Origin of the sequence: Marinobacter sp. NP-4(2019) (assembly GCF_003994855.1) — a bacterium.
In the GTDB taxonomy this organism is placed as follows: Bacteria; Pseudomonadota; Gammaproteobacteria; order Pseudomonadales; family Oleiphilaceae; genus Marinobacter.
Genome location: NZ_CP034142.1, coordinates 1,926,367 through 1,946,994, shown reverse-complemented (window position 1 = coordinate 1,946,994; position 20,628 = coordinate 1,926,367). Strand labels below are relative to the sequence as shown.

The window sequence follows — 20,628 nt, the reverse complement described above, 5'->3', positions numbered from 1 at the left end:
GAATAACGAATGAAAGGCCAATGCCTCTGCACAGCAGTCCAATTCGAGATCAAAGGCGATCTCCCCAACCTCTATCAATGCCACTGCTCCCTCTGCCGCAAGGCCACCGGATCTGCAGCCACCGCAGCCACCTTTGTCCAGCAGCAGAATTTCCGCTGGCTCTCAGGCCAGGACAGGATCACCTCGTTCCAGAAGCCAACCGGCTATCGCAGTGATTTCTGCTCCGTGTGCGGCAGCCCGGTTCCCAACCAGCTAAGAGGCACCGAGCTGGTCTGGATACCCTCCGGTTTGCTGGAGGAGGCTTTCGATGCGGCAGTGAATGTCCACCTTCATCTCGACTCGGCTGCATCGTGGGAGCGCGATTCTGAGACCTGCGTCCGGCTGGGCGCTGGCCCTGACAGCCTGAATGCTCTATACAAGGCTCTAAAGGAGAAAAACGGCTGAGCCCCACCGGTATGGGTGCGGGATAGCACCCCGGTAAAACAGGAAACTGGATGACAGGAGGTCACCCCCATGAAACGAATCGCGATCTGCTTTGACGGCACCTGGAACCGGCCGGAGGAAAACATCGGCGAGGACTTCCCCACCAACGTGTTGCAGTTTGCCCGCGCCATTCGGCCTGTGGATGGCAACGGGGTGGAACAGGTGGTTTTCTACGACTGGGGCATCGGCTCCTACCACGATGAGATTCGCGCCGGGGCCACGGGCTATGGTCTCGAAAAGAATGTGATGGATGGCTATCGCTTTCTGGTGCACAACTACGAGCCCGGCGATGATATCTTCCTGTTCGGGTTCAGCCGGGGCGCCTACACCGCCCGTAGCCTGTGCGGGATGATCAACAACTGCAGCATCCTGCGCAAGGAAAACGCCTACCTGATCGAAAGCGCCTTCAGGCTCTACAAAACCAGGAAATACAAAGCCAATGGCGATCACTCCATGGCCTGGAAGCGCAAACATTCCCTCGAGGAGCGCACGCCCATACGGTTTGTTGGCGTGTGGGATACGGTGGGCGCCCTGGGGCTGCCGTTCACCTTCTTTGGACTGATCAAGGATAAGGACCTGTTCTACGATCGCAAGATCGGCAGCAATATCCGGGTGGCACGGCACGCGCTCTCCCTCGATGAACAGCGGGAAGACTTCGAGCCGACACTGTGGGAGCCCAAGCCAGGGACCGATCTGGAGCAGGTCTGGTTTGCTGGCGTGCACTCGGACGTTGGCGGCGGCTACGGGCCGGACAAACAGGGCCAGATCCTGGCAGACATTCCCCTGCTCTGGATGGCGGAGGAAGCGGAAAATCACCAGCTGGTGTTCAATAACAATCTGCCAGACCAGACCCACGCCACCGCCGATCAGCACAACGAGTACAAGGGCAAATACAAGCTGCTGGGCAAACTCGTCCGGGAAATACCGGCGCCGGACAGCAACCGTACCTTTGTACATCCCAGTGTGAAAAAGCGGTATGAGAGTGGTTACCGCAGTGAGCCCATCGAGCGGTTCATCCAGAATCATGGCCAGTGGCCGCCTTTGTGGCCCGCTTAGGCCTGGCGAAGATCGCGACGGGTCCATGCCAATCACGGGGTCATGCTGCGCACGACCATTAAATGCTTAGGTGTTATGTCTTTGGGAGAAACAATCATGCGTGATTTCATAGCAATCGACTTCGAAACTGGAAATCCCCAGCGGGTGAGTGCTTGCGCCGTTGGCTATGCCCGCGTAGCCAACGGCGAGATTGTTGAGTCCAAATCTCACTTGGTAAGGCCAGTCGGCGGTCATGCGCCATTTCAATCTAAGATTCATGGCATCAAACACGAGCATACGGAAGCAAGGCCCGATTTTGGTGAGCTTTTCCCTGAGATTAGTGAGATCTTCCAAGCGCCCTTAGTAGCGCACAGCCGCTTTGACCAGCAGGTGCTCTCAGCTTTGTCTGAGCATTTCGGCTTGGGATTGCATTTTGAATACTTCGATACCAGTTCCTTGGCCAAAGAAGTGTTGCCAGACTTGAAGAACCACAAGCTCAAGACTCTGGCGAAACATTTCGGTCTGCCAAAGTTCCAGCATCACGATGCGCGTGAGGATGCAATCGCTTGCGCCAACATTTGTCTGAAGTTGCACGAGATGCTTGGCGGCGCTGAACCGCAAGAAACAGTCAGTGATGAACTATACGAGTTCAAAGGGCTAATTCGCGGCATCCTCGCCGACAACGAAGTCAACTACAAAGAAGCCTACGAGCTGTTGTACTGGCTGCAGGACCACCATCAAACAACCCAACAGTTCCCAGAGCTTTCCCTGGCAGTACGCCAGGTCCTTGAGGATGATGAGCTTGACCACATCGAAGCGGATTTGTTGAGGCGTATGCTGAACTCGGCGGCTAAGGAATTGAGTTAGGCGGCGTCAATCGCATATATAGGCACAGACATAATCGGGTGGCCGAGGGTATCTAACCCCCAGCCCCCACAACAACCTACACCGAAGCGTCGGACCGGCGGGTCCGCACAGGGCGTTTCACCGGGAATGGTGAAGTTTGATCCATCCATCACGCAGTGACACCAGACCTTCGGCTTTCAGGTAGTCATTCGACAGAGCCTGCTGAATGCGCAACGTCTTCGGATGCCAATGGATCTGGGTTCCCTTGAAGGTAAAGCCCAGGAATTTGCTTTCATTGGTTATGACCACCCGGCTCTTGGCCGTGTTGACCGTCAGTTTCAGGCGGTTCCCTGTTTCGCTCCATCTATTCCGGGAGTGCTGGACGCACCCTGAAGGCGACGACCTCGGCGGAGCTCCTGATACGGATGCAAAGTAAATCAATTGAAATCCGAGACAAATCTTTTTCATAACCCGACTGTGGGGCCACCCTATCACCCTCTGTCACTTATTCGTTGGGCCGCAGTTAGCATGCGTAGTAAATGCTGTACATGCGACTTACAACCTTGGCACCAGGACGAGAAATCGGGTCTACACTCAATGTCAGGAAGGGTTAGCTGTACCCGTACTGAATTTGAAAGGAGCCTGGCAATGTCGCGCTACATCTGGATACTTACACTGTCTATCCTCTCTTCGCCATTGCACGCAGAGTTCAATGTTAGCAAGGACTGGATGTGGGATGCCTCCGGTCAGGAGTTTGCGTACGCGGCGACCTCGACCGATGGCGGGCGCATCCTCGGGCAGTATTGTTATTACAATCAGGACTCCTGTGTTTACGTAGTCACCCTCGGGATCACCTGTGAGCAGGGTTCCGAGTACCCGGCACTCGTGAACAGCAACGTCGGGGCGATAGAGGTTCAACTGATCTGTGGCCATAAAGCCGCCACTGATGAAAATGCGTTTTTCATCAAGCCCTTCACAGAAATAGACAACGCCGTCAGACAGGCCTCCAATATCGGTTTTGCCATTGCTATGAAATCAGGCCGATTCAAGGTCACCCGGTTCTCACTGTCAGGCTCTACCTACGCCATCGAATCCATGCGGGAATCCGCCATGAATAAGAGTCGGTCAATACCTGAGAGATCCAACAGCATTGGCTCTGAACGCTACTTATAAGCTGACCTGACGATCCGAATCACATGAAGATTTTTCCCTTGTTCAGCAACACTTTGCCCTGATGGTCGACGCAGTAGGACATCCAGGCTACGGGCGTGCGAATTGATTCCACAACATTGTCAGTGGGTGCTATGTTAAAAGTCATAAGTCTTTTTTTTTTGCTTGTAGCGCTTGGTCGCCTTCCAATTAAGCGTGTAACCGAATGGTTCCTGAGAAGGCTAAATCAGCATCAAATTCAATAATATAGACAAACTCTCTCTGTACCTTATCTTATGGATATTGCAAGCGATGGATGCCTAGCTATGAAACTGAACCCTTCACTTATTGAAGTATTGGAATCTGCCTATGCCCCATGTCCCGCATTCTCGGGGCCATGTAAAGAAATGCGATGGAAGCCTTCCCATGGCCATGTTCCAAGAGGATTTCTCGGCGCCGCAGGCTCGCTCACCGAAATTGAACTGGTACTGGTATTTGCTGAGCCTGGTGATCCGCATGACGGAGAAACACACAACGGGCTAAGATCCGCCTATAGTTACGCCACCTACGCTTTTGAAACAGGCAAAGATCAATTCCATAGAAACGTTCGCGCTATTCTTGACTCCTGCTGGCCGGAGTTGTCGTTCGAAGAACAGATGAAAAAAGTGTGGATGACAGAATCAGTTTTATGTTCTGCCAAAAGAGAGTGCGGTTCTGTAAGTGCCGCAGCCACAGGCGAATGTGGCCGGCGGTATTTAATTAAACAGTTAGAGCTAATGCCGCATGCGTTGGTTGTAGCGCTTGGACGCAAAGCCCAAGATCGGTTGCGTTCAATCGGCTTCACAGATTATTTACCTGCTTCTGCTGTTGCACCACCTGGCTGCAATTTTTCTGGGGCACGAGAATCATGGGCCCGTATTCCCGTTGAGCTTCGGCGGAAATGATTCTACACCTTTCAACTGAACCGAAAAAGCTGGGATAGATCTATTTTCCCGAGGGGGGGGGGGGAATTATGAATCAAGGACCGTTAGTGTTGCTGGGTGTAGCACTGCTGGCATACTCATCAACTGTTATGAGGCATTATGCTATTGCGAGTTACAAACCAGAGCTTCGAGTCAATGTAAACCAGAGTATACTTGGTGGCTTACCCACACTAATAAGTTTCCTTCATATTCCAGTTTTTTTCTGGTTGCCAATTTTCCTCGTCATGCAAGAGGGCTTTAGTGGATTATTAGTATGGCTGGGATTTATGGTGGGGGCTTGGATCCTAACCAGCTTAACGGGAATTGTTGCTATTTTAGTTATACACTTTTGGCTGGCAACAATAGCGTCTGTCGTTGGTATTTATTTAACGGTTTCAACTTTATAAACACATAAGGGTTCTACCCCGTTACTTCGGACACTTCTAAAAAGAGGCCAAAAACCCGCTCGTAACGCCACGCAAAGCCATGATCGAAGCGTCAAAACCGCACCACAGCCGCTTCCAGTGGCGAAATGGCAGAGACATAAAAATCAGGAAGCAGGTGATGGAGGTGGCTCGAAAGTGAGTATCTCGACATTCACCCGTTAGGCGTCATATAAAGGAGAACATATGAGAGCTGCGCTAGTCATGATATTTTCAGGGATAGGTTATCTACTTAAATTTATTGGCGGCTTTGTCTCGGTCGGAATGTTTTTCTATGGCATATATACGTTATTTTTCAAATCCATCGCAGTTGGACTGATGTTAATCGGTGGTGCTGTAGTTGGAGGATGGATAGTCCAGATAATTTCTGGAATATTCATCGCGATAGGCGCTGGTGCAGCAACAATAGGGATTAAAGATGAGGAATAACCTACTATTGATATTTTTAGCATTGTGTATAATTTTGCCTTCAACGCAAGTCGATGCGCGTAAGGGGCTAGGATCACTTTTTAAGCTTGGTCGCGCAGCTAAAGCTATAAATGGTGCCAAGCACTACAATTCTGGAACCTTAACTGTAGAGCAACTCAAGACCTGTTTACTGCTCGAGAAAAAAGTAGGTTCTTCGGAAATTAATTTAAGTTCGAAGCGGGGAAATATTGAAAATAAAGTAGAAAAAATAAAGAAAATTGAACGTGAAATATCCACTGTAAAAAAGTATTTAGATATCAATCAAAGCGCTACATTTTACACGCAGCAGAAGGTCGATGAGTTCAATCTAAAAGTTGAAAGATACAACCAATTAATCCCAGCCTATAACAGAGAGTTAGAAACGTATAAAAGCTTGCAATCCATCTACAATAAATCGGTTGATCTTCACAATAAATTGGCAAATACTTTCCAAGTAAGCTGCGCTGGAAAACGTTATTATACAGATGATTTGGTTTCAGCCAAATCCGCATTGTCAAACTAGCGCCTACAAGCGCTGCACTCGGTAAAAGTCTTACGCTTCGCTCCAAAATTCCCGGTGAGCACGGCGTTAAATCAATACAACAACACGGAGGTTCCCCCTTGAAAACAATAGGTCTTATAGGCGGAATGAGCTGGGAATCAACTCAGACTTATTACCGGCTGATAAACCAGAAAGTCAGAGACGAACTCGGCGGGCTCCATTCGGCAAAGCTCGTTCTCTACAGCGTGAATTTTGCCGAGATCGAGGCATTGCAGCACCAGGGTGATTGGCAGGCGACAGCGGAGATACTTGGATCAGTCGGCCGGTCGGTTGAATCGGCAGGTGCTGATTTTCTGGTTCTCTGTACGAACACGATGCATAAAGTCGCCCCCCAGATTGAGCGAGCAGTGAGCATCCCCCTTCTTCACATCGCGGACGCCACGGCCAAGGTGCTCAAAAAGGACGGGGTAACCTGTGTAGGGCTGCTGGGGACAAGATTTACCATGGAGCAGACGTTCTACCTCGGTCGTCTCCAGGAGCATGGTATCCGGGTTGTTGTGCCAGATGGGCCCCAAAGAGAGCGTATTCATTCTGTGATTTACAATGAACTGTGCCGGGGTGTGGTCAAGCCTGATTCAAAAGCCGTGTATCTGGATGTCGTCGCCTCATTGGCTGAGCGCGGTGCTCAAGGGGTCATCCTGGGGTGCACGGAGATAGGTCTTTTGATCCAGGGCTCGGATACGAATGTCCCACTCTATGACACGACAGAAATACATGCCGAGCAGGCGGTTCAGCTTGCCTTGGGCAGGGTTTAATCAGCACCGAAATTCGAGACAGATTTTGTCCCAAACAATGTGGCCGTGAAACGCGCATGAACAAAGCCTCAAAAGCACTAATAATCTGGCTAAGCATACTCGCCCTGGCCATCGCCAACGGCCTGTTTCGGGAGGCTGTGCTTCTGCCAGCGTTTGGGATTCCCGCTGCATTTGTACTGAGCGGTCTGCTGCTTTCAGCCCTGATCATTGGCGTGGCGTGGGTATCGCTTCCCTGGTTACGCCTGCGCCGTCCTGGGCAACTCTGGCTGGTGGGTTTTGGCTGGCTGGCACTCACGCTTGCGTTCGAGTTTTCCTTTGGACTTGCACAGGGAAAGTCGTGGCCAGTGATACTTGAAGCCTACACCTTCAAGGATGGTAACCTCTGGCCAATCGTGCTTGCGGTGACCGCTTGTGCGCCGTTCATTGCAGCAAAGATCAGGCGCAAGGCCTAGGGCAGATCGAGGCAGGTCCATAATCCTATGATGCCAGAGCAGCCTTTCCAGTACCTCCGAGACAACCTTGGCCAGAGTCTTCTGGCCTCCCCTTTCCGGGCCCCATTGAAGGCCTGGGCACTGGTGCCGGTGTTTGCCATCATTGCGGTGTCGGTCGGTTTTGGGGCCGGGTTATTTCAGTTTGGGTGGCTGGACTCACCCCTCACGCCTTTGCTGCCCTTCCTTTTGTTTGTATTCCCTTCCTTTCTTGAAGAAGCCTTCTTCAGGGGTGTGCTTATCCCGCGAAACATATTGGATTCTGGCGTCGTAAAGGCCGCTTGGGCGGTGGGGATCAGCACGGTTGTCTTTGTGGTGTGGCACCCGCTCAATGCGCTGGCGTTTAATCCCACGGCCATTCCTCTGTTCCTGAACCCCTGGTTTCTGGTGATTACCTGCGCCTTGGGGGTCACCTGTGGCTATGGCTATGCCCTTTCCCGGTCTATCTGGGTGCCGGTGATCATTCATTGGGTTACAGTGACGGTTTGGGTGCTTTTTCTTGGCGGCAGAAATCTCATGCTGGAGCTGTAATTACTATGACGGAATCCAAACAGGTCACCGGCCTTTCACCAGACCACCTTACTCACATTGAAGGCCATCTTGACCGTTGCTATATCCAGCCGGGGAAATTGCCCGGCGCGCTCACTCTGGTGGCCCGGCGTGGGGAAATTGCCTATCTGAAGGCTCAGGGGCTGATGGATGTGGAGCGCAACAAGCCGGTTAGCCGGGATACGGTGTTCCGCATTTATTCGATGACCAAGCCGATTACGTCCATCGCGATGATGCAGCTTTATGAGCAGGGGCGGTTTTTGCTGGATGATCCGGTACACAAGTACATTCCGGCCTGGAAAAACCTGCGGGTCTACAACAGCGGTGTCTATCCCAACTTCCTCACCACACCCGCAACCAGCACCATGACCATTCGCGACCTGTTCACCCATATGTCAGGCCTGACCTACGGGTTCATGAACCGCACCAACGTGGACGCCGCCTACCGGGAGCTGAAGCTGGATGGCAGCCGGAATATGACACTGGAAGCGATGATCAGTCAGTTGGCGGAACTGCCGCTGGAGTTCTCACCGGGTACCGCCTGGAACTATTCGGTCAGCACGGATGTGCTGGGGTATCTGGTGCAGCTGCTGGCTGATCAGCCGTTTGATGAGTACCTGCGCGAGCATATCTTTGAGCCTTTGGCCATGCCCGACACCGGCTTCCAGGTTCGTGACGATCAGCTGGACCGTTTTGCCGCCTGCTATCAGTACGATCCGGTCGATCAGTTCACGCTGCTGGACGATCCGCACACGTCCCCTTTCCGGGAAAAAAGGAAGTTTGTCTCTGGCGGTGGCGGGCTGGTTTCCACCATTGACGATTATTTCCACTTTGCCCAGGCACTCTGTCAGGGCGGCGAGTTTGGCGGGCGGCGGATTATTGGCCGCAAGACGCTGGAATTCATGCGTCGCAATCATCTGCCCGGCAATCAGGACCTGCCCGGCCTCTCTGTCGGTCCGTTCAGTGAAACACCGTATGCCGGAAGCGGTTTCGGTCTGGGCTTTTCGGTAAAGACTGACGTCGCCAAATCCCAGATCAACGGATCGGTCGGCGAGTACGGTTGGGGTGGCCTGGCGAGCACCAACTTTTTTGTCGATCCCGTGGAGGAGCTGGTGGTGATTTTCATGACGCAGCTGATCCCCTCATCGACCTACCCGATCCGTCAGGAATTGCGGGCTATTGTGAATGGCGCGTTGGTGTAGCGGTTGCCAACCGGAAGCAGGGAGACCGAAACTGGTCCGGGGTTCTGGAGTGAGGCAGTCTAACCGTCGCTGCTCACTCGCAGCCCGGTGGTTTTAAAAGCGCGCAGGCCCCGGCCAACAGTAGAAACAGGGCGGCCGGCACATAGAGGAGCCCATAGCCGGACATGCCGACGGCAGACTGGCTGACCATCAACAAAGCACAGAATCCATACACGATGGGTCGAGTTCGAGTCCGCTTCATGGACCAAGCCAGCATGGCGATCATCAAGGGGATGACCAGAAACAGAAAAAATTCGACTTTGCCCCGCCATTCCAGCTGCAACCGTGCCGGCTCCGCCACACTCCGACTGTAGGCCGTGGTGCCATCGGCCAGTCGCTGTACCGATATTTGAATGGTTTCCGGTTGCCAACCGATATGGAAATACAGGGCAGAGGCCAGCACCGCCAGAATACTGGCAATTAGCGCCCCGTGCTCCAGGGAAGTTGGGCGAAATGGGCGTGGGTGAAATCTGAAAACGGCGATGCGTACCGTGGTAATAAGCATCAGGCCAAGCGCGGCGACCGCGCCGAAGCCCGCCAGGTACCACAACACCTCGATTAGAATCACCCCTGCACTGCCCCTACCGATTGCTCGTCAAAGATGCGGCTGCATTCCGGATATATAGCTATATAGCTACACGATGACAAAGGTCAATGGGTTCACCGTTCAATTGCAGCAGCCATCAAGGGAGCGATCTGTTCATCCGTCAGCGCCGGACTGACTTCCATCCGCCTTCAGGATCGTCACGCCGCTATGTTGGGCAACGGCGAACCACACTCACCATCAGCACCTGAAGTTGTCGCTTTTCAACAACCTTAGGGAGATGGACCAATGTCCCGCATGATTTTCGTCAATCTGACTGTAACCGACCTCGACGCGTCAATGAATTTCTAAACGACCCCTGGATTTGAGAACAATCCGCAATTCACTGACCGCCCTATCCCCGCTTCGACGTCCAGCGATGAGGTCGAGGAGATGTTCACGAAACGGCAAAAGCGCCTGAGTTCAGCACACGTTGTCTGAGATGACGCCGCTTGACCCAAACCGTCGCGGCATTTGGTCCCACAACCAGTTTTGCGTAATCGTCGGGGGGCAGTCTCAGCCAGGATTGAGGTTCGTAGTCTTCGCCGTCAACGGTGAGTGTGCCATCAACCACCAGCATTTCGAAGCCCCCGGGGTCGCCGATTCTGACCGACGCCCCGGGCGCTATGGTTTCTAGTTGAACCGTCTCCCGCTCATCTTCGAACAAGGGTGAGACGGCAACATCCGGCCTCTCGGGATCGGTTATGCGGCCGATTCTGTTGGTATCGATCCTGACGAAGGTGCGATCGTCAGGATCAAACTGGTGCAGCTTCACGAACATCAGGCAGCCCTGCTCTGCCCCGGGCGTATGGCGTGACGTCGGCGGGTTGCGCACGTAGGTTCCCGCCGGATAGTCGCCATGCTCGTCCTGGAAAACCCCATGCAGGATCAGGAACTCTTCACCGCCGTTATGGGTGTGGGGTGAGAATGCACTGCCCTTTGCGTAGCGCACCAGGGAGGTGGCTCGCGCCACCTCGTCTCCAATCCGGTCGAGCATCCGCCGGTCGACACCGGGCATGGGGGACGGAACCCAGTCCTGGCGCGCTCCGTGAACCACGGCGCGTTTGTTGAAATCCGCATTGATCAGCATCGGATGCCGTTTCCCCAACCGGTCGCGAAATACCGTCTATTCACGCGGAAGGCGGCCAGACGAAATCAGGCCGCAGCCCCGCATAAACGGGACGACCATCATCAGGAGGAGGCGCGCCCGTGGACTCGTCAAAAAACGCATGGTAAGTCGCGGGCAGGCTCTCTGGATCGTACCCCATAAGGTTCGGAACAATCGCGCGGATTCGTCTTTGCTTGTCATCCAGCATGATGGGTGTGCCACACGTTGCGCAGGTACACAGCTCGAGTGGTCCATCCGGATTCTGATCGTTGAAAGGTTGTCGGTCCAGGCCTTCCAGATTGTCCACTGTCAGGTCACGGTGGTTGAAGAAGACGACATGGGTCGACTCTTGCCCGGTGACACGTTTACAGACAGAACAGTGGCAGATGTGGTTGTCTATCGGATCATTACTTGAATGGCTGTGGATATGCTCACAACCCCCGGCATATTTCGTTGACATGGCTTGTTCCCCTCTATTTGAGGTTATACGCCGTGGATCCCAGAAAGGGATCCTGAGACTCAAAGTATGGAACCTTGCACGGTATGTCACAAGGTCCGTGACAACCCGCGTGCAAACCGGGACGGTCTATTTTTCTGAAAGGCACTCACTGGTTCAGCCCCGAAGCTATTGAAAGCGCCGCGACACGGGAGGATTATAGAATCTACGCCACGCTCTGTCGCCCGACGACAAGGCAGCGGCAGGGCTTTCGACCCTCTGTGAATGAAGGAGAGACACCATGGCCTTCGCACTGTCCACCATGACGGTAACCTGCCCTGACTTCGGTCCGGATGGCCAGCTTCACACACGGCATACAGGAGAAGGCGCCGACCTCTCACCCGCCTTGTCCTGGAGCGGTGCGCCCAAGGGAACCCAATCCTATGCGGTGATCTGTCACGACCCCGACGCTCCGCAGGTGAAAAACGGTTCCTACGGGTTTGTGCACTGGGTTTTGTACAACTTGCCAACCTCGACACCTTATCTGGATGAGGGCTCTGACAAGGGCACCCACGGTACCAACGACTTCGGCACCAGTGGCTATGGCGGCCCCATGCCTCCCAAGGGCCATGGCCGGCATCATTATTATTTCTGGGTGTTGGCCCTGGACGAGCAACTGGACCTGCCCCCCGGCCTTAGCCTGGGCGAGTTTCTCGAAGAGGTGGAGCCTCATTTGATGGGCATGAACCGGCTGGTGGGCGTCTTTCAGCGCGGCTGATGCGGACAACCGGCAAGGTGATCAGTCCCAGTCCGGCTTCTCGGCAAGCCGCTCCACCAGGAAATCCAACAAGGCGCGCAGCGTCGGCGGCATGTGCCGGCGGCTGCCATAGAGCGCATGGATGCCCAACTCCTGCGATTGGTACTCGGGCAACAGCTGCACCAGCGCCCGCGAGCGTAGCAGCGCGCTAACCGAGTAAAGTGGCTGCTGGCTGATACCCGCGCCCGCCAGCGTAGCTTCCAGCAGTACCATGGATTCGTTAGCGCTGAGGTTGCCGTTGACGGCGACAGCGAAGGGCTCGCCGTCGCGCTTGAACTTCCAGGTGCTGCGGCCGAAATAGGCGTAGCTCAGGCAATTGTGGTGCGCCAGATCCTCGGGCCGCTGCGGTGTGCCGTGGCGCTTGAGATAGGCCGGCGTGGCGCACACCGCCGAGCGGCATACGCCGAGTTGGCGGGCGATCACATTGGGGGCCAGTTGATTGGTAATACGCAGTGCCAGGTCGACCCGTGCCTCGACCAGATTGACCGCCTGACTGCCGATCAGCAGATCGATGCCGACCTGCGGATACAGGGCCATGAATTCGTTCAACGCATGCACCAGCCAGGCCTGGGCGAACGACTGGCTGCAGGCGATGCGCAGGTTGCCGCGCGGTGCAGTGTCACCGCTTGGGCTGATGCCCTGCATGGTTTCGGCCACCGCGAGCATTTCCCGGCACTGCGGCAACAGCTGTTCGCCGGTGCCGGTCAGGCTCAGCTTGCGTGTGCTGCGATGCAACAGACGCGCGCCAACCCAGGTTTCCAGCTCGCCGAGATAGCGCGAGACCATCGCCCGCGACATCTCCAGCGCCTCGGCAGCCGCAGTTTGGCTGCCCCTCTCCACTACTTCGACAAATACCCGGGTTGCTGTCAGCCGATCCATTATTCGCTCGATATACGCAATAAACATGCTCAGTTTAAGGGGTTTTTTGCAACAATTGAAGCCACTAAACTCCCTCCACCACTCAAGAAACGGAGGTCAGCATGTTCACTACCCATATCTTCCGCCAACTCGTCGCCGGCGCCGCTTTGCTCGTCAGTGCCTGCGCCGCCCTGGCACAACCGCTCAGCGTCGAGGTGTACAACCCCGGCGAAAGCGCCATCTTCCCGGTCACGTCGACATTGATCAGCGGTGAGCATGACGCGATCCTGGTCGATGCCCAGTTTTCCACCCGCGAGGCCCAAGAGTTGGTCGAGCGCATCCAGGCCAGTGGTAAAAACCTGACCACCATTTTTATCAGCCACGGCGACCCGGATTTTTACTTCGGCCTCGACACCCTGACCCGCGCCTACCCCGAGGCCAAGGTGCTGGCAACGCCAGAGACCGTCGCTTATATCGAGAAAAGCCACGCGCCCAAGCTGGCGTACTGGGGGCCGATCCTCAAGGACAGCGCCCCGGAGCGCACCGTGGTGCCGGAAGTCCTGCAAGGCGATAGCCTGACCCTGGAAGGGCAAAGCCTGCAGTTGATCGGCCACGATCCCAAGCACACCAGCCTGTGGATCCCCAGCATCAAAACCGTGGTCGGCGGGGTGCTCACCTACGCCAACATCCACCCCTGGATCGCCGATGCGCAGACCGTCGAGGCGCGCCAGTCCTGGCTCGAATCCCTCGACCAGCTCGAAGCCCTGAAACCGACCACGCTGATCCCCGGCCACTACCTGGGCAAGCCCAAGCTGAACCTGGACGACCTGCGCTTCACCCGCGACTACCTGCTGACTCTAGAAGCCGAATTGCCGAAAGCCAAGGACAGCGAAAGCCTGATCACGGCAATGAAAGCCAAGTACCCGGCGTTGCTCGACGCCAGCAGCCTCGAACTGAGCGCCAAGGTGCTCAAGGGCGAGATGCAGTGGCCGTGAAGCCAGGGAGGAAGTGCCGTCCGATCATGGTAGTCTGAGTACGAACTACTGGAACGGACCAAGGTACAACTGATGCGAAAGAACATTCTGATTACCGGTGCCAGCACCGGCCTCGGCGAAGGTATGGCGCGCGAGTGGGCCGCCAAGGGCTGCAACCTGGCGCTTTGTGCCCGGCGGGCCGATAAACTGGAAGCCCTGCAGCGGGAATTGCAGCAGGCCAACCCGGGCATTCGGGTGCTGGTTCGCGGTCTGGATGTGTGCGACTACGACCAGGTGTTCGAGGTGTTCCGTGGCTTTCGGGAGGAGCTGGGCAGGCTTGACCGGGTGGTGGTTAACGCGGGCACTGGCGGCTCCCAACCCATCGGCCGCGGGCATTTTGCCGCCAACCGGCATACTGCCGAAACCAACTTTATAGCGGCCATCGCTCAATGCGAAGCGGCCATGGAGATTTTCCGGGAGCAGAACAGCGGCCATCTGGTGCTGATGTCTTCGGTAAGCGGCGTTCGCGGTTTCCGTGGTCCCCTGAACGTGTACGCGGCCACCAAAGCCGCCGTGGCGTCTTTGGCGGAGGGCCTGCAATTGGATACCAGGGGCAAACCCATTAACGTCACCAATATCATGCCCGGCTACATTCTGACGGACATCAACCGCGACACCAGGAATGCGCCTTTCCGGGTCGACTTAGAAACCGGCGTCAAGGCGCTGGTGAAAGCCATCGAGTCCGAAAAACGCCGTGCCTATGTGCCCTGGTGGCCCTGGACACCGCTGAGCTATGTGTTGAAGTCCCTGCCCTTTGGACTATTTGCGAGGGCCATGTAACCGGTTCGGATCTTTTCGAAGAGTTAGGGACGTTGATGTTGATCCCTTGGGTTAATCCATTGAGGGCCGGGAACGGCGAAACTGCAGCACTCGTGCGCTTGTCGGCGCGGATGGTTCAGAGGGGCGTGGCTCAACAAGCAGGGCCTGTCGCAGGGCAATAAGCGAGTCGTACATCATGGCCTGGATATCCAACAGTGCCTTCGTGGGACTGCCGGCTACCCGGCGGCGGGCATCGATCACAAACTGAAGGCCCCGCAGCCGACGTTGATTGCACCCCGAACTGCGGCGAATACAGTCGTCAATCAATGTCGTGCGTAATATCTCGAAGCCTTCGGGGTCACGCTGGAGCAGATCCCTGAGTTCATCGAACGGGGGCACATCCATGACTATCCTCCTTTCCTGGATTCAGGTAGTCAGTGCGGCACCTTCTATAATTTAAGCTGCTGTAATCCGCGTTCGCCAGCCGGGAAACTGATGTACGATACCAATATAGGCGGACATTCATTCACAGATCGGAGAACGCTATGGCAGGTGGTTGGTCACGGGATGGCGCCGTTCAGGATCAGATCGACGCGAGCGTTGAAGACGAAGTGCAACGCGCGCGCAGCCAACTGGCCAGCGGTGAGAGCGCCACCCATTGCGACGAGTGTGACAGTGCTATTCCGGAGGCTCGCCGCAAGGCGATTCCCGGTGTTCGGCTTTGCATTGCGTGTCAGGCCGCGCTCGAAAAGCAGGAAACGCATTCAAGCGGCATTAATCGCCGGGGCAGCAAGGACAGTCAGCTCAGGTAATCTACTGCAATATGAGCCCGATGCGTCGGGTTGGTGCCAGAAAAGACCTGACCCCGCGTGAGCGTTTCCAGTTGTTTTCTCCATCAGTCCTTAACGCGGGCCTCGACGGCAAGGGCCGGTTTGAGGCTGCCGACCAACAGGGCACTCACGAGCGAACCCAGGGTAATCGCCAGCAGGTAGTGAAAGGGACGTTCGACCAGCGGGATGACAAAGATACCGCCATGGGGGGCAGGAAGCTGGCAGCCGAAGTACATCGATAGACCACCGGCCAGCGCCGAGCCGACAATGCAGGCGGGCAGCACCCGGAGCGGGTCGGCGGCGGCAAAAGGGATGGCGCCTTCGGTGATGAATGAGGCGCCGAGCACAAAACAGCTCTTTCCGGCGCGCCGCTCGTTGGCGCCAAAGCGGCTGCGAAACAGCAGCGTCGCCAACCCCATCGCCAGCGGTGGCACCATACCGCCGGCCATGACCGCAGCCTGGGGCAGATGGTTGCCTGCCGCGATAGCGGCGATGCCGAAGGTGTAGGCCGCCTTGTTGACCGGCCCGCCAAGGTCCACCGCCATCAGCCCACCCAGTAACGTGCCCAGCAGGACCAGGTTGCCGATGCCGAGAGACGCCAGCCAGTCCACCAGCGCGCTATTGATGGCGGCAAGCGGCATCAGTAGCAGGTACATCAATCCCCCAACCAGCAGCAGGCCGATCACCGGGTAGATCAGTACCGTCTCCACGCCCTGCAGGCTTCGTGGCATATTGCGGCAGAGATGGCTGACGGCCAGCATCAGATAGCCGCCCAGCAGGCCGGCGATCATGCCGCCGATAAAGCCGCCGCCGGACTGCACCGCTACAAAGCCGCCGACCATCGCCGGCATAAAGCCGGGCCGGTCGGCGATGCTCATGCCAATAAACGCGGCCAGAACCGGAACCATCAGGCCGAAGGCGCCTTCGCTGCCGCCGAGTGTCATCAGCGCGGTGGCCAGTGGATGGTGGTTCGGGCTGTCCGGGTCGAATGCATCGATACCGAACATGAATGAGATCGCGATCAGGATGCCGCCGCCGACGACGAACGGCAGCATATTCGAGACGCCGTTCATCAAGTGCTGGTAGATACCGGGCCTGGTCGTGGCTGGTCTGGGTGTGGCGCTGTCTCCGTCGCCGGAGTAGATAGTTGCGTCACCGCCCAGGGCCCTTTCCAGTAGCCCCTTCGGGTCGCGGATCGCATCCCGTACCGGCACCCTGATGAGTTTCTTGCCGGCAAAGCGATCCATATCGACGCGGGTATCGGAGGCGATAATGATCACTTCAGCGGCGGCGATTTCCTGCTCGGTCAGGCCATCCCGTTCGCCGATTGCGCCACGGGTCTCGACCCGGATCGGTATTTCCATCCGTTCGGCACAGACTTTCAACGCATCGGCTGCCATATAGGTGTGCGCAATGCCGGTCGGGCAGCCGGTAACTGCCAGCACCCTCGGCGGGGCGGCGGCCGCCACCGGAGCGGTGGTATCGGCACCAGCCTCGACGGCGTCGGCGGCCAGCAGCCCGATCAACTCGTTGGCGCTGCCCGCCTGCAGCAGGCTCTGAATATAGTGCGACTCCTGCATATGCCGGGTCAGCGAGGCGAGGATTTCGAGATGCTCCTCGGCCACCGACTCGGTTTCGGCAATCAGAAAGAAAATTCGGCTGGGCTGGTTGTCGAGCGAGCCGTATTCGACTCCGTCCGGAGCGATGCCCAGGGCGATTGCCGGCAATCGAACCGCGTCGGTGCGTGCATGGGGGATGGCGATGCCGTTCTCAAGTCCGGTTGGAAACGTTTGCTCACGCTTGAGAATCGCTTCCCTGAACGCCTTCGGATCGATCAGCTTGCCCGCTTTGGCCAGCACCTCGATCAGCTCATCGAGAATCTCGGACTTGGTGTGTCCATGCAGGCGCAGGCAGATCGTATCGACACTGATCAGGCTGGTGAACTCCATCGCCCTTACCGCGTTAGTATTTGTTTTGGGTTTATATGATTTTCTCAACTGTCATCATAATAGCATGCTGCGGCTCACCCCCCGCTCAAAGCCTGGAATATGTATACGGTTCCGCCATCCTGGACACGGTCACAGAGTGTCTTTCTATCGACCACAAGCGCTTTGTCGATGGCGAGATACACATGCCGACGCAGAGCGCCCTGGTCATCAAGCACGTAATCGGTGAAGCCCGGGGCAATTTCGTTCACGGCCTTCAGGACCTCCGAGACCGGGCCGGCCGGTACCCTGATCGTTCGGTTCTCCAACTGCGGAAAGTACCGGTACAGATGCGATGTCATTTCAACGGTCGTCATGATGTTCACCCAAATCGTACCGAATATACCGGCGGCAGATTGTTCCCTAGGCATTGCCAGGTTTCACCACGGTCTTCCGACAGGTAAACATTACCGGTGGTACTGCCAAAACACAGACAATCCCCCGATACGTCCAGGCCATGCCTCAGGACAACGTCGTAGGCGTTTTTTTGCGGCAGGCCCTGACGGAACGATTGCCAGGACTGGCCGCCATCGATTGTCCGGGCGACAAACAGGCCACCGTCAATCGCCATACGTTCTGAGTCCGCTCGCGCCGGAACAACCCAGGCGGTACGCCCGTCATTCGCATCCGCCGCGATGGGGAAACCGAAGTGCACGCCCATATCCGGCATACTGACTTTTCTCCAGTTCCGGGCGCCATCATCACTGTAAAAGACGCCACAGTGGTTCTGTTGCCAGAGATGGTCCGGCTGCCCGGGGCAACTGGTCACGAAATGTGGATCATGCCCCCACTCCGCAGTGGGGTCGGGCAAGTAGTCCATCAACATACCGCGATTGCGCCCCGTCCAGGTTCGGCATCCATCGGTAGTCTCAAGCACACCGGCGGAGGACACTGCCACATACAGGTGGTCCGGATTGCGAGGATCGACAATGATCGAATGGATACCGGGTTCAAACACGCCATAATCGATACTCGCCGGTGTGCCGCTCCATTGATTCACACCCGTTGCATCACCCGCGAACAGGTCGCCACCACGGGAGTCATGGTTCCACAGAGGGCGGTTGAGCTCCCAACTGTCACCGCCATCATCACTGACGAACAATCCACCGGGGATCGTACCGGCGTACAACCGACCGGGCTGACTGTCACTGCCGAATTCGATATTCCAGATCTTGTATACGGATGAGTCGGCATATTCGGGCTGGCCCGCTGGGGCCTCCGGGTCGAAATCGGGGGTAGGCAGGTATTGGACAATGTGGCGTGCGGCCCTGGGATACTTGACCGACGCCACTTCATCCCAGGTTTCACCGCCATCGCGCGAACGAGCCAGCTTTGGCCCCCAGTGGCCATGGTCCAGGGATGCCCACAGCGTGCCGCTACGTGGATCACGAACCGCGTAACAAACAGAAATGCCTGCATGCAGAATTGGACGAGCGCGCCAATCGGCATTGATGCGATCAAAGATGACAGTCCCCTTGCGGGTGCCCAACAGAATCAAGTCAGCCATACCGTCCCCCATAGATCAAGCATAGACCCTTAGGGCCAGGTTTGGGGGTCTCATGCCCTCGCCATCTATTTATGTCCGAGTTTGACTCAATCCCCACTCGTGGTTAACATCCGTTAACATGAGTTCAACCAAAGACATTATCCTGAACTGCGCGCGGGACCAGTTTCTCAGTGACGGCTACAAAGGCCTGTCCATGCGCAGGATCGCCGCGAAGGCCGATATCAGCGCCACCGCCATCTACCGGCACTTCAGCAATAAAGAAGAGCTGTTCCACTGTGTGCTGGAGAAGGGATTCAATACCTATACCCGCTACCTGACGCCGGCACTGGACGCCTCCACGGCGAAGGAACGTTTCCGGAAGACGCTGGCGTACACCCTTGCGTTTGTTCTGGAGCATCCGCGCTACTTCGAGCTGATCTTCGTGCGCTCAGACACCAAGGACCAACTTGTCCATCACGATGAATTGCGGACCAGGTCCAAGATGTCCTTCGACTTTTACACCGCCCGTATTCGTGAGTGCATGGACGAAGGCTATCTGAAGCAGGACGATCCCAGTGAGCTATCCGTACTGCTGTTGGCCACTTTTACCGGCTTCTTCTCACTGTACACATCCGGGGTACTGCCCCGGTCCCAGGGCGAGATCGAGGCCTTGTTCTGGCGTACCACCGAGCGCATCCTGACTGGCATTGCGGCCTAGCCGGTGGTTTTTATTTGCCCCTCAGTTAACGATCGTTAACAAGGACAACCTCAGCCAACAAAACCAAGCAATAGGAGCAGACCATGTACAAGCTCGATCCTTCCATTCAGTCACGCCATATCCACCTGGATGCGCCGGACTTCAACGTACATTACCTGGAGACTGGTGAGGCTCATCCCAGAGACGAGGTCATCCTGCTGCTGCACGGTTGGCCCACCTCGTCCTATCTGTACCGCCACATGATGGTGCCTCTGGCAGAGCATCACCGGGTGATCGCCCTGGACCTTCCCGGTTTTGGTGGTTCCGACAAGAACCCAGGCGACTCCTTCAGTTTTCGCTATCATGCCGACATTCTGCAGGCGTTCGTGGAACAACTGGGCATTACCAAAGTCCACCTGGTGGTCCACGACCTGGGCGGCCCCATCGGACTCTGGTGGGCCCAGCGACATCCGGCTCAGCTTGCCAGCTACGTCCTGCTGGACACCATCGTCTATCCCGACTTTTCCTGGGCGGTGAAACTGTTCGTGGGCATGACCCTGATGCCGGGTGTGCGGACCTGGTTCAGCAGCCGCTATGGCATCGCCTTCTCCATGAAACTGGGCCTTAAACACAAAAGACGACTCACCCGGGAGGCACTGGCCGGCTACCAGGCGCCTTACACCGGAACCGGCTATGACAAGGCGGCCCGAAAAGCCCTGCTGCGCAGCGCCCACCGCCTGCATGTGGACGGTTTCAAGGCTATTGCCGAGAGCCTGAAGGACATCCATCAGCCTGTCTGCCTGATATACGCTGACAATGACGTCATCCTGCCGGAGGTCGCCCAGACCATGCACCGGGTCGCGGCCGATGTGCCCCAAGCGGCGGTGCACCGGATTCCGGACTGCGGGCATTTCCTGCAGGAGGAAAAGCCCGAGGCGGTGACGGCGATCATGGCCAACTTCTACAACAGCCAATCCCCATCCAGCGAAGTCCGGCGATAACATAAGTTCGTTAGGCAGGTGTGGGTTTTGAAAATATAGCCGCATAATTTATTTACTTTTCAGAGGTAGTTGGC

27 protein-coding genes are annotated in these 20,628 nt (G+C 56.3%); 18 read left to right on the top strand and 9 right to left on the bottom strand.

Annotation, left to right across the window (positions count from 1 at the left end):
- Positions 1-9: 9 nt before the first annotated feature.
- The 3 genes from EHN06_RS08935 to EHN06_RS08925 all read left to right on the top strand — a co-directional run bounded on the left by EHN06_RS08935 (position 10) and on the right by EHN06_RS08925 (position 2,385).
- Complete coding sequence (locus tag EHN06_RS08935) at positions 10-444, top strand: GFA family protein (RefSeq protein ID WP_127332101.1); 435 nt, start codon at positions 10-12, stop codon at positions 442-444.
- A 69-nt stretch (positions 445-513) separates the two neighbouring features.
- On the top strand, positions 514-1,539 hold the full coding sequence (locus EHN06_RS08930; RefSeq protein ID WP_127332099.1) for a DUF2235 domain-containing protein: 1,026 nt from the start codon (positions 514-516) through the stop codon (positions 1,537-1,539).
- Between the two features lie 96 nt (positions 1,540-1,635).
- A complete protein-coding gene (locus EHN06_RS08925; protein ID WP_164735591.1) occupies positions 1,636-2,385 on the top strand; it encodes an exonuclease domain-containing protein in 750 nt (249 codons plus the stop codon).
- A 117-nt stretch (positions 2,386-2,502) separates the two neighbouring features.
- On the opposite strand, the gene EHN06_RS21275 is transcribed toward EHN06_RS08925, so the two are convergent.
- Positions 2,503-2,673 carry a hypothetical protein gene (locus EHN06_RS21275; protein ID WP_206075817.1) on the bottom strand — a complete coding sequence of 57 codons (171 nt, stop codon included), beginning with the start codon at positions 2,671-2,673 and terminating at the stop codon, positions 2,503-2,505.
- 339 nt (positions 2,674-3,012) lie between these two features.
- Here EHN06_RS21275 and EHN06_RS08915 point away from each other — a divergent pair, with 339 nt between their 5' ends.
- The 9 genes from EHN06_RS08915 to EHN06_RS08875 all read left to right on the top strand — a co-directional run bounded on the left by EHN06_RS08915 (position 3,013) and on the right by EHN06_RS08875 (position 8,921).
- The gene (locus EHN06_RS08915; RefSeq protein ID WP_127332095.1) at positions 3,013-3,537 is read left to right on the top strand and encodes a hypothetical protein; all 525 of its coding nucleotides are present in this window, start codon (positions 3,013-3,015) and stop codon (positions 3,535-3,537) included.
- A gap of 302 nt (positions 3,538-3,839) precedes the next feature.
- Complete coding sequence (locus EHN06_RS21270) at positions 3,840-4,457, top strand: hypothetical protein (protein ID WP_206075743.1); 618 nt, start codon at positions 3,840-3,842, stop codon at positions 4,455-4,457.
- Between the two features lie 68 nt (positions 4,458-4,525).
- Entirely contained in the window at positions 4,526-4,882 is a 357-nt protein-coding gene (locus tag EHN06_RS08905; RefSeq protein ID WP_127332093.1) for a hypothetical protein, read from the top strand.
- Positions 4,883-5,104: 222 nt separating this feature from the next.
- Complete coding sequence (locus tag EHN06_RS08900; protein ID WP_127332091.1) at positions 5,105-5,347, top strand: hypothetical protein; 243 nt, start codon at positions 5,105-5,107, stop codon at positions 5,345-5,347.
- Between the two features lie 7 nt (positions 5,348-5,354).
- Positions 5,355-5,888, top strand: a complete 534-nt coding sequence (locus tag EHN06_RS08895) for a hypothetical protein (RefSeq protein WP_127332089.1) — start codon at positions 5,355-5,357, stop codon at positions 5,886-5,888.
- 98 nt (positions 5,889-5,986) lie between these two features.
- On the top strand, positions 5,987-6,682 hold the full coding sequence (locus tag EHN06_RS08890) for an aspartate/glutamate racemase family protein (RefSeq protein ID WP_127332087.1): 696 nt from the start codon (positions 5,987-5,989) through the stop codon (positions 6,680-6,682).
- A 56-nt stretch (positions 6,683-6,738) separates the two neighbouring features.
- Complete coding sequence (locus EHN06_RS08885) at positions 6,739-7,134, top strand: hypothetical protein (RefSeq protein ID WP_127332085.1); 396 nt, start codon at positions 6,739-6,741, stop codon at positions 7,132-7,134.
- 129 nt (positions 7,135-7,263) lie between these two features.
- Positions 7,264-7,701 (top strand): type II CAAX prenyl endopeptidase Rce1 family protein, encoded by a 438-nt coding sequence (locus EHN06_RS08880; RefSeq protein ID WP_164735590.1) that lies wholly within the window; start codon positions 7,264-7,266, stop codon positions 7,699-7,701.
- A 5-nt stretch (positions 7,702-7,706) separates the two neighbouring features.
- Positions 7,707-8,921: a serine hydrolase domain-containing protein gene (locus tag EHN06_RS08875; protein WP_127332081.1), complete on the top strand. Its 1,215-nt coding sequence runs from the start codon at positions 7,707-7,709 to the stop codon at positions 8,919-8,921.
- A 73-nt stretch (positions 8,922-8,994) separates the two neighbouring features.
- On the opposite strand, the gene EHN06_RS08870 is transcribed toward EHN06_RS08875, so the two are convergent.
- The 3 genes from EHN06_RS08870 to EHN06_RS08860 all read right to left on the bottom strand — a co-directional run bounded on the left by EHN06_RS08870 (position 8,995) and on the right by EHN06_RS08860 (position 11,111).
- Positions 8,995-9,528, bottom strand: a complete 534-nt coding sequence (locus EHN06_RS08870; protein WP_127332079.1) for a hypothetical protein — start codon at positions 9,526-9,528, stop codon at positions 8,995-8,997.
- 412 nt (positions 9,529-9,940) lie between these two features.
- The gene (locus tag EHN06_RS08865; RefSeq protein ID WP_127332077.1) at positions 9,941-10,633 is read right to left on the bottom strand and encodes a cupin domain-containing protein; all 693 of its coding nucleotides are present in this window, start codon (positions 10,631-10,633) and stop codon (positions 9,941-9,943) included.
- 40 nt (positions 10,634-10,673) lie between these two features.
- The gene (locus tag EHN06_RS08860) at positions 10,674-11,111 is read right to left on the bottom strand and encodes a GFA family protein (RefSeq protein ID WP_127332075.1); all 438 of its coding nucleotides are present in this window, start codon (positions 11,109-11,111) and stop codon (positions 10,674-10,676) included.
- 277 nt (positions 11,112-11,388) lie between these two features.
- Here EHN06_RS08860 and EHN06_RS08855 point away from each other — a divergent pair, with 277 nt between their 5' ends.
- Positions 11,389-11,865, top strand: coding sequence for a YbhB/YbcL family Raf kinase inhibitor-like protein (locus tag EHN06_RS08855; protein ID WP_127332073.1), 477 nt, complete (start codon positions 11,389-11,391; stop codon positions 11,863-11,865).
- Between the two features lie 21 nt (positions 11,866-11,886).
- Here the strand turns inward: EHN06_RS08855 and EHN06_RS08850 are convergent, their stop codons facing one another.
- Complete coding sequence (locus EHN06_RS08850; RefSeq protein ID WP_127332071.1) at positions 11,887-12,783, bottom strand: LysR family transcriptional regulator; 897 nt, start codon at positions 12,781-12,783, stop codon at positions 11,887-11,889.
- A 101-nt stretch (positions 12,784-12,884) separates the two neighbouring features.
- Here EHN06_RS08850 and EHN06_RS08845 point away from each other — a divergent pair, with 101 nt between their 5' ends.
- Together EHN06_RS08845 and EHN06_RS08840 are read left to right on the top strand one after the other, a co-directional pair.
- The gene (locus EHN06_RS08845) at positions 12,885-13,757 is read left to right on the top strand and encodes an MBL fold metallo-hydrolase (protein WP_127332069.1); all 873 of its coding nucleotides are present in this window, start codon (positions 12,885-12,887) and stop codon (positions 13,755-13,757) included.
- Between the two features lie 72 nt (positions 13,758-13,829).
- Positions 13,830-14,576 (top strand): SDR family oxidoreductase, encoded by a 747-nt coding sequence (locus EHN06_RS08840; RefSeq protein ID WP_127332067.1) that lies wholly within the window; start codon positions 13,830-13,832, stop codon positions 14,574-14,576.
- A 51-nt stretch (positions 14,577-14,627) separates the two neighbouring features.
- On the opposite strand, the gene EHN06_RS08835 is transcribed toward EHN06_RS08840, so the two are convergent.
- Positions 14,628-14,960 (bottom strand): DUF3135 domain-containing protein, encoded by a 333-nt coding sequence (locus tag EHN06_RS08835; RefSeq protein WP_127332065.1) that lies wholly within the window; start codon positions 14,958-14,960, stop codon positions 14,628-14,630.
- Between the two features lie 140 nt (positions 14,961-15,100).
- On the opposite strand from EHN06_RS08835, the gene EHN06_RS08830 reads away from it, so the two are divergent.
- A complete protein-coding gene (locus EHN06_RS08830) occupies positions 15,101-15,367 on the top strand; it encodes a DksA/TraR family C4-type zinc finger protein (protein WP_127332063.1) in 267 nt (88 codons plus the stop codon).
- Positions 15,368-15,450: 83 nt separating this feature from the next.
- On the opposite strand, the gene EHN06_RS08825 is transcribed toward EHN06_RS08830, so the two are convergent.
- The 3 genes from EHN06_RS08825 to EHN06_RS08815 form a co-directional block, all read right to left on the bottom strand.
- Positions 15,451-17,334 carry a PTS fructose transporter subunit IIABC gene (locus EHN06_RS08825; protein WP_127332061.1) on the bottom strand — a complete coding sequence of 628 codons (1,884 nt, stop codon included), beginning with the start codon at positions 17,332-17,334 and terminating at the stop codon, positions 15,451-15,453.
- Positions 17,335-17,408: 74 nt separating this feature from the next.
- On the bottom strand, positions 17,409-17,687 hold the full coding sequence (locus EHN06_RS08820; RefSeq protein ID WP_127332059.1) for a MoaD/ThiS family protein: 279 nt from the start codon (positions 17,685-17,687) through the stop codon (positions 17,409-17,411).
- Between the two features lie 5 nt (positions 17,688-17,692).
- Complete coding sequence (locus EHN06_RS08815; protein ID WP_127332057.1) at positions 17,693-18,877, bottom strand: WD40/YVTN/BNR-like repeat-containing protein; 1,185 nt, start codon at positions 18,875-18,877, stop codon at positions 17,693-17,695.
- A gap of 118 nt (positions 18,878-18,995) precedes the next feature.
- Between EHN06_RS08815 and EHN06_RS08810 the strand changes: the two genes are divergently transcribed.
- Positions 18,996-19,574 carry a TetR/AcrR family transcriptional regulator gene (locus tag EHN06_RS08810; RefSeq protein ID WP_127332055.1) on the top strand — a complete coding sequence of 193 codons (579 nt, stop codon included), beginning with the start codon at positions 18,996-18,998 and terminating at the stop codon, positions 19,572-19,574.
- Positions 19,575-19,657: 83 nt separating this feature from the next.
- Positions 19,658-20,554, top strand: coding sequence for an alpha/beta fold hydrolase (locus EHN06_RS08805; protein ID WP_127332053.1), 897 nt, complete (start codon positions 19,658-19,660; stop codon positions 20,552-20,554).
- Positions 20,555-20,628 lie beyond the last annotated feature (74 nt).

Bases quoted from the DNA above. Each gene is read 5' to 3' on its own strand.
- EHN06_RS08825 (WP_127332061.1), bottom strand. From the start codon at position 17,334: ATGGAGTTCACCAGCCTGATCAGTGTCGATACGATCTGCCTGCGCCTG.
- EHN06_RS08900 (WP_127332091.1), top strand. From the start codon at position 5,105: ATGAGAGCTGCGCTAGTCATGATATTTTCAGGGATAGGTTATCTACTT.
- EHN06_RS08830 (WP_127332063.1), top strand. From the start codon at position 15,101: ATGGCAGGTGGTTGGTCACGGGATGGCGCCGTTCAGGATCAGATCGAC.
- EHN06_RS08855 (WP_127332073.1), top strand. From the start codon at position 11,389: ATGGCCTTCGCACTGTCCACCATGACGGTAACCTGCCCTGACTTCGGT.
- EHN06_RS08840 (WP_127332067.1), top strand. From the start codon at position 13,830: ATGCGAAAGAACATTCTGATTACCGGTGCCAGCACCGGCCTCGGCGAA.
- EHN06_RS08845 (WP_127332069.1), top strand. From the start codon at position 12,885: ATGTTCACTACCCATATCTTCCGCCAACTCGTCGCCGGCGCCGCTTTG.
- EHN06_RS08815 (WP_127332057.1), bottom strand. From the start codon at position 18,877: ATGGCTGACTTGATTCTGTTGGGCACCCGCAAGGGGACTGTCATCTTT.
- EHN06_RS08885 (WP_127332085.1), top strand. From the start codon at position 6,739: ATGAACAAAGCCTCAAAAGCACTAATAATCTGGCTAAGCATACTCGCC.
- EHN06_RS21270 (WP_206075743.1), top strand. From the start codon at position 3,840: ATGAAACTGAACCCTTCACTTATTGAAGTATTGGAATCTGCCTATGCC.
- EHN06_RS08925 (WP_164735591.1), top strand. From the start codon at position 1,636: ATGCGTGATTTCATAGCAATCGACTTCGAAACTGGAAATCCCCAGCGG.
- EHN06_RS08930 (WP_127332099.1), top strand. From the start codon at position 514: ATGAAACGAATCGCGATCTGCTTTGACGGCACCTGGAACCGGCCGGAG.
- EHN06_RS08805 (WP_127332053.1), top strand. From the start codon at position 19,658: ATGTACAAGCTCGATCCTTCCATTCAGTCACGCCATATCCACCTGGAT.
- EHN06_RS08935 (WP_127332101.1), top strand. From the start codon at position 10: ATGAAAGGCCAATGCCTCTGCACAGCAGTCCAATTCGAGATCAAAGGC.
- EHN06_RS08905 (WP_127332093.1), top strand. From the start codon at position 4,526: ATGAATCAAGGACCGTTAGTGTTGCTGGGTGTAGCACTGCTGGCATAC.
- EHN06_RS08810 (WP_127332055.1), top strand. From the start codon at position 18,996: ATGAGTTCAACCAAAGACATTATCCTGAACTGCGCGCGGGACCAGTTT.
- EHN06_RS08875 (WP_127332081.1), top strand. From the start codon at position 7,707: ATGACGGAATCCAAACAGGTCACCGGCCTTTCACCAGACCACCTTACT.
- EHN06_RS08820 (WP_127332059.1), bottom strand. From the start codon at position 17,687: ATGACGACCGTTGAAATGACATCGCATCTGTACCGGTACTTTCCGCAG.
- EHN06_RS08915 (WP_127332095.1), top strand. From the start codon at position 3,013: ATGTCGCGCTACATCTGGATACTTACACTGTCTATCCTCTCTTCGCCA.
- EHN06_RS08860 (WP_127332075.1), bottom strand. From the start codon at position 11,111: ATGTCAACGAAATATGCCGGGGGTTGTGAGCATATCCACAGCCATTCA.
- EHN06_RS08865 (WP_127332077.1), bottom strand. From the start codon at position 10,633: ATGCTGATCAATGCGGATTTCAACAAACGCGCCGTGGTTCACGGAGCG.
- EHN06_RS08835 (WP_127332065.1), bottom strand. From the start codon at position 14,960: ATGGATGTGCCCCCGTTCGATGAACTCAGGGATCTGCTCCAGCGTGAC.
- EHN06_RS08850 (WP_127332071.1), bottom strand. From the start codon at position 12,783: ATGGATCGGCTGACAGCAACCCGGGTATTTGTCGAAGTAGTGGAGAGG.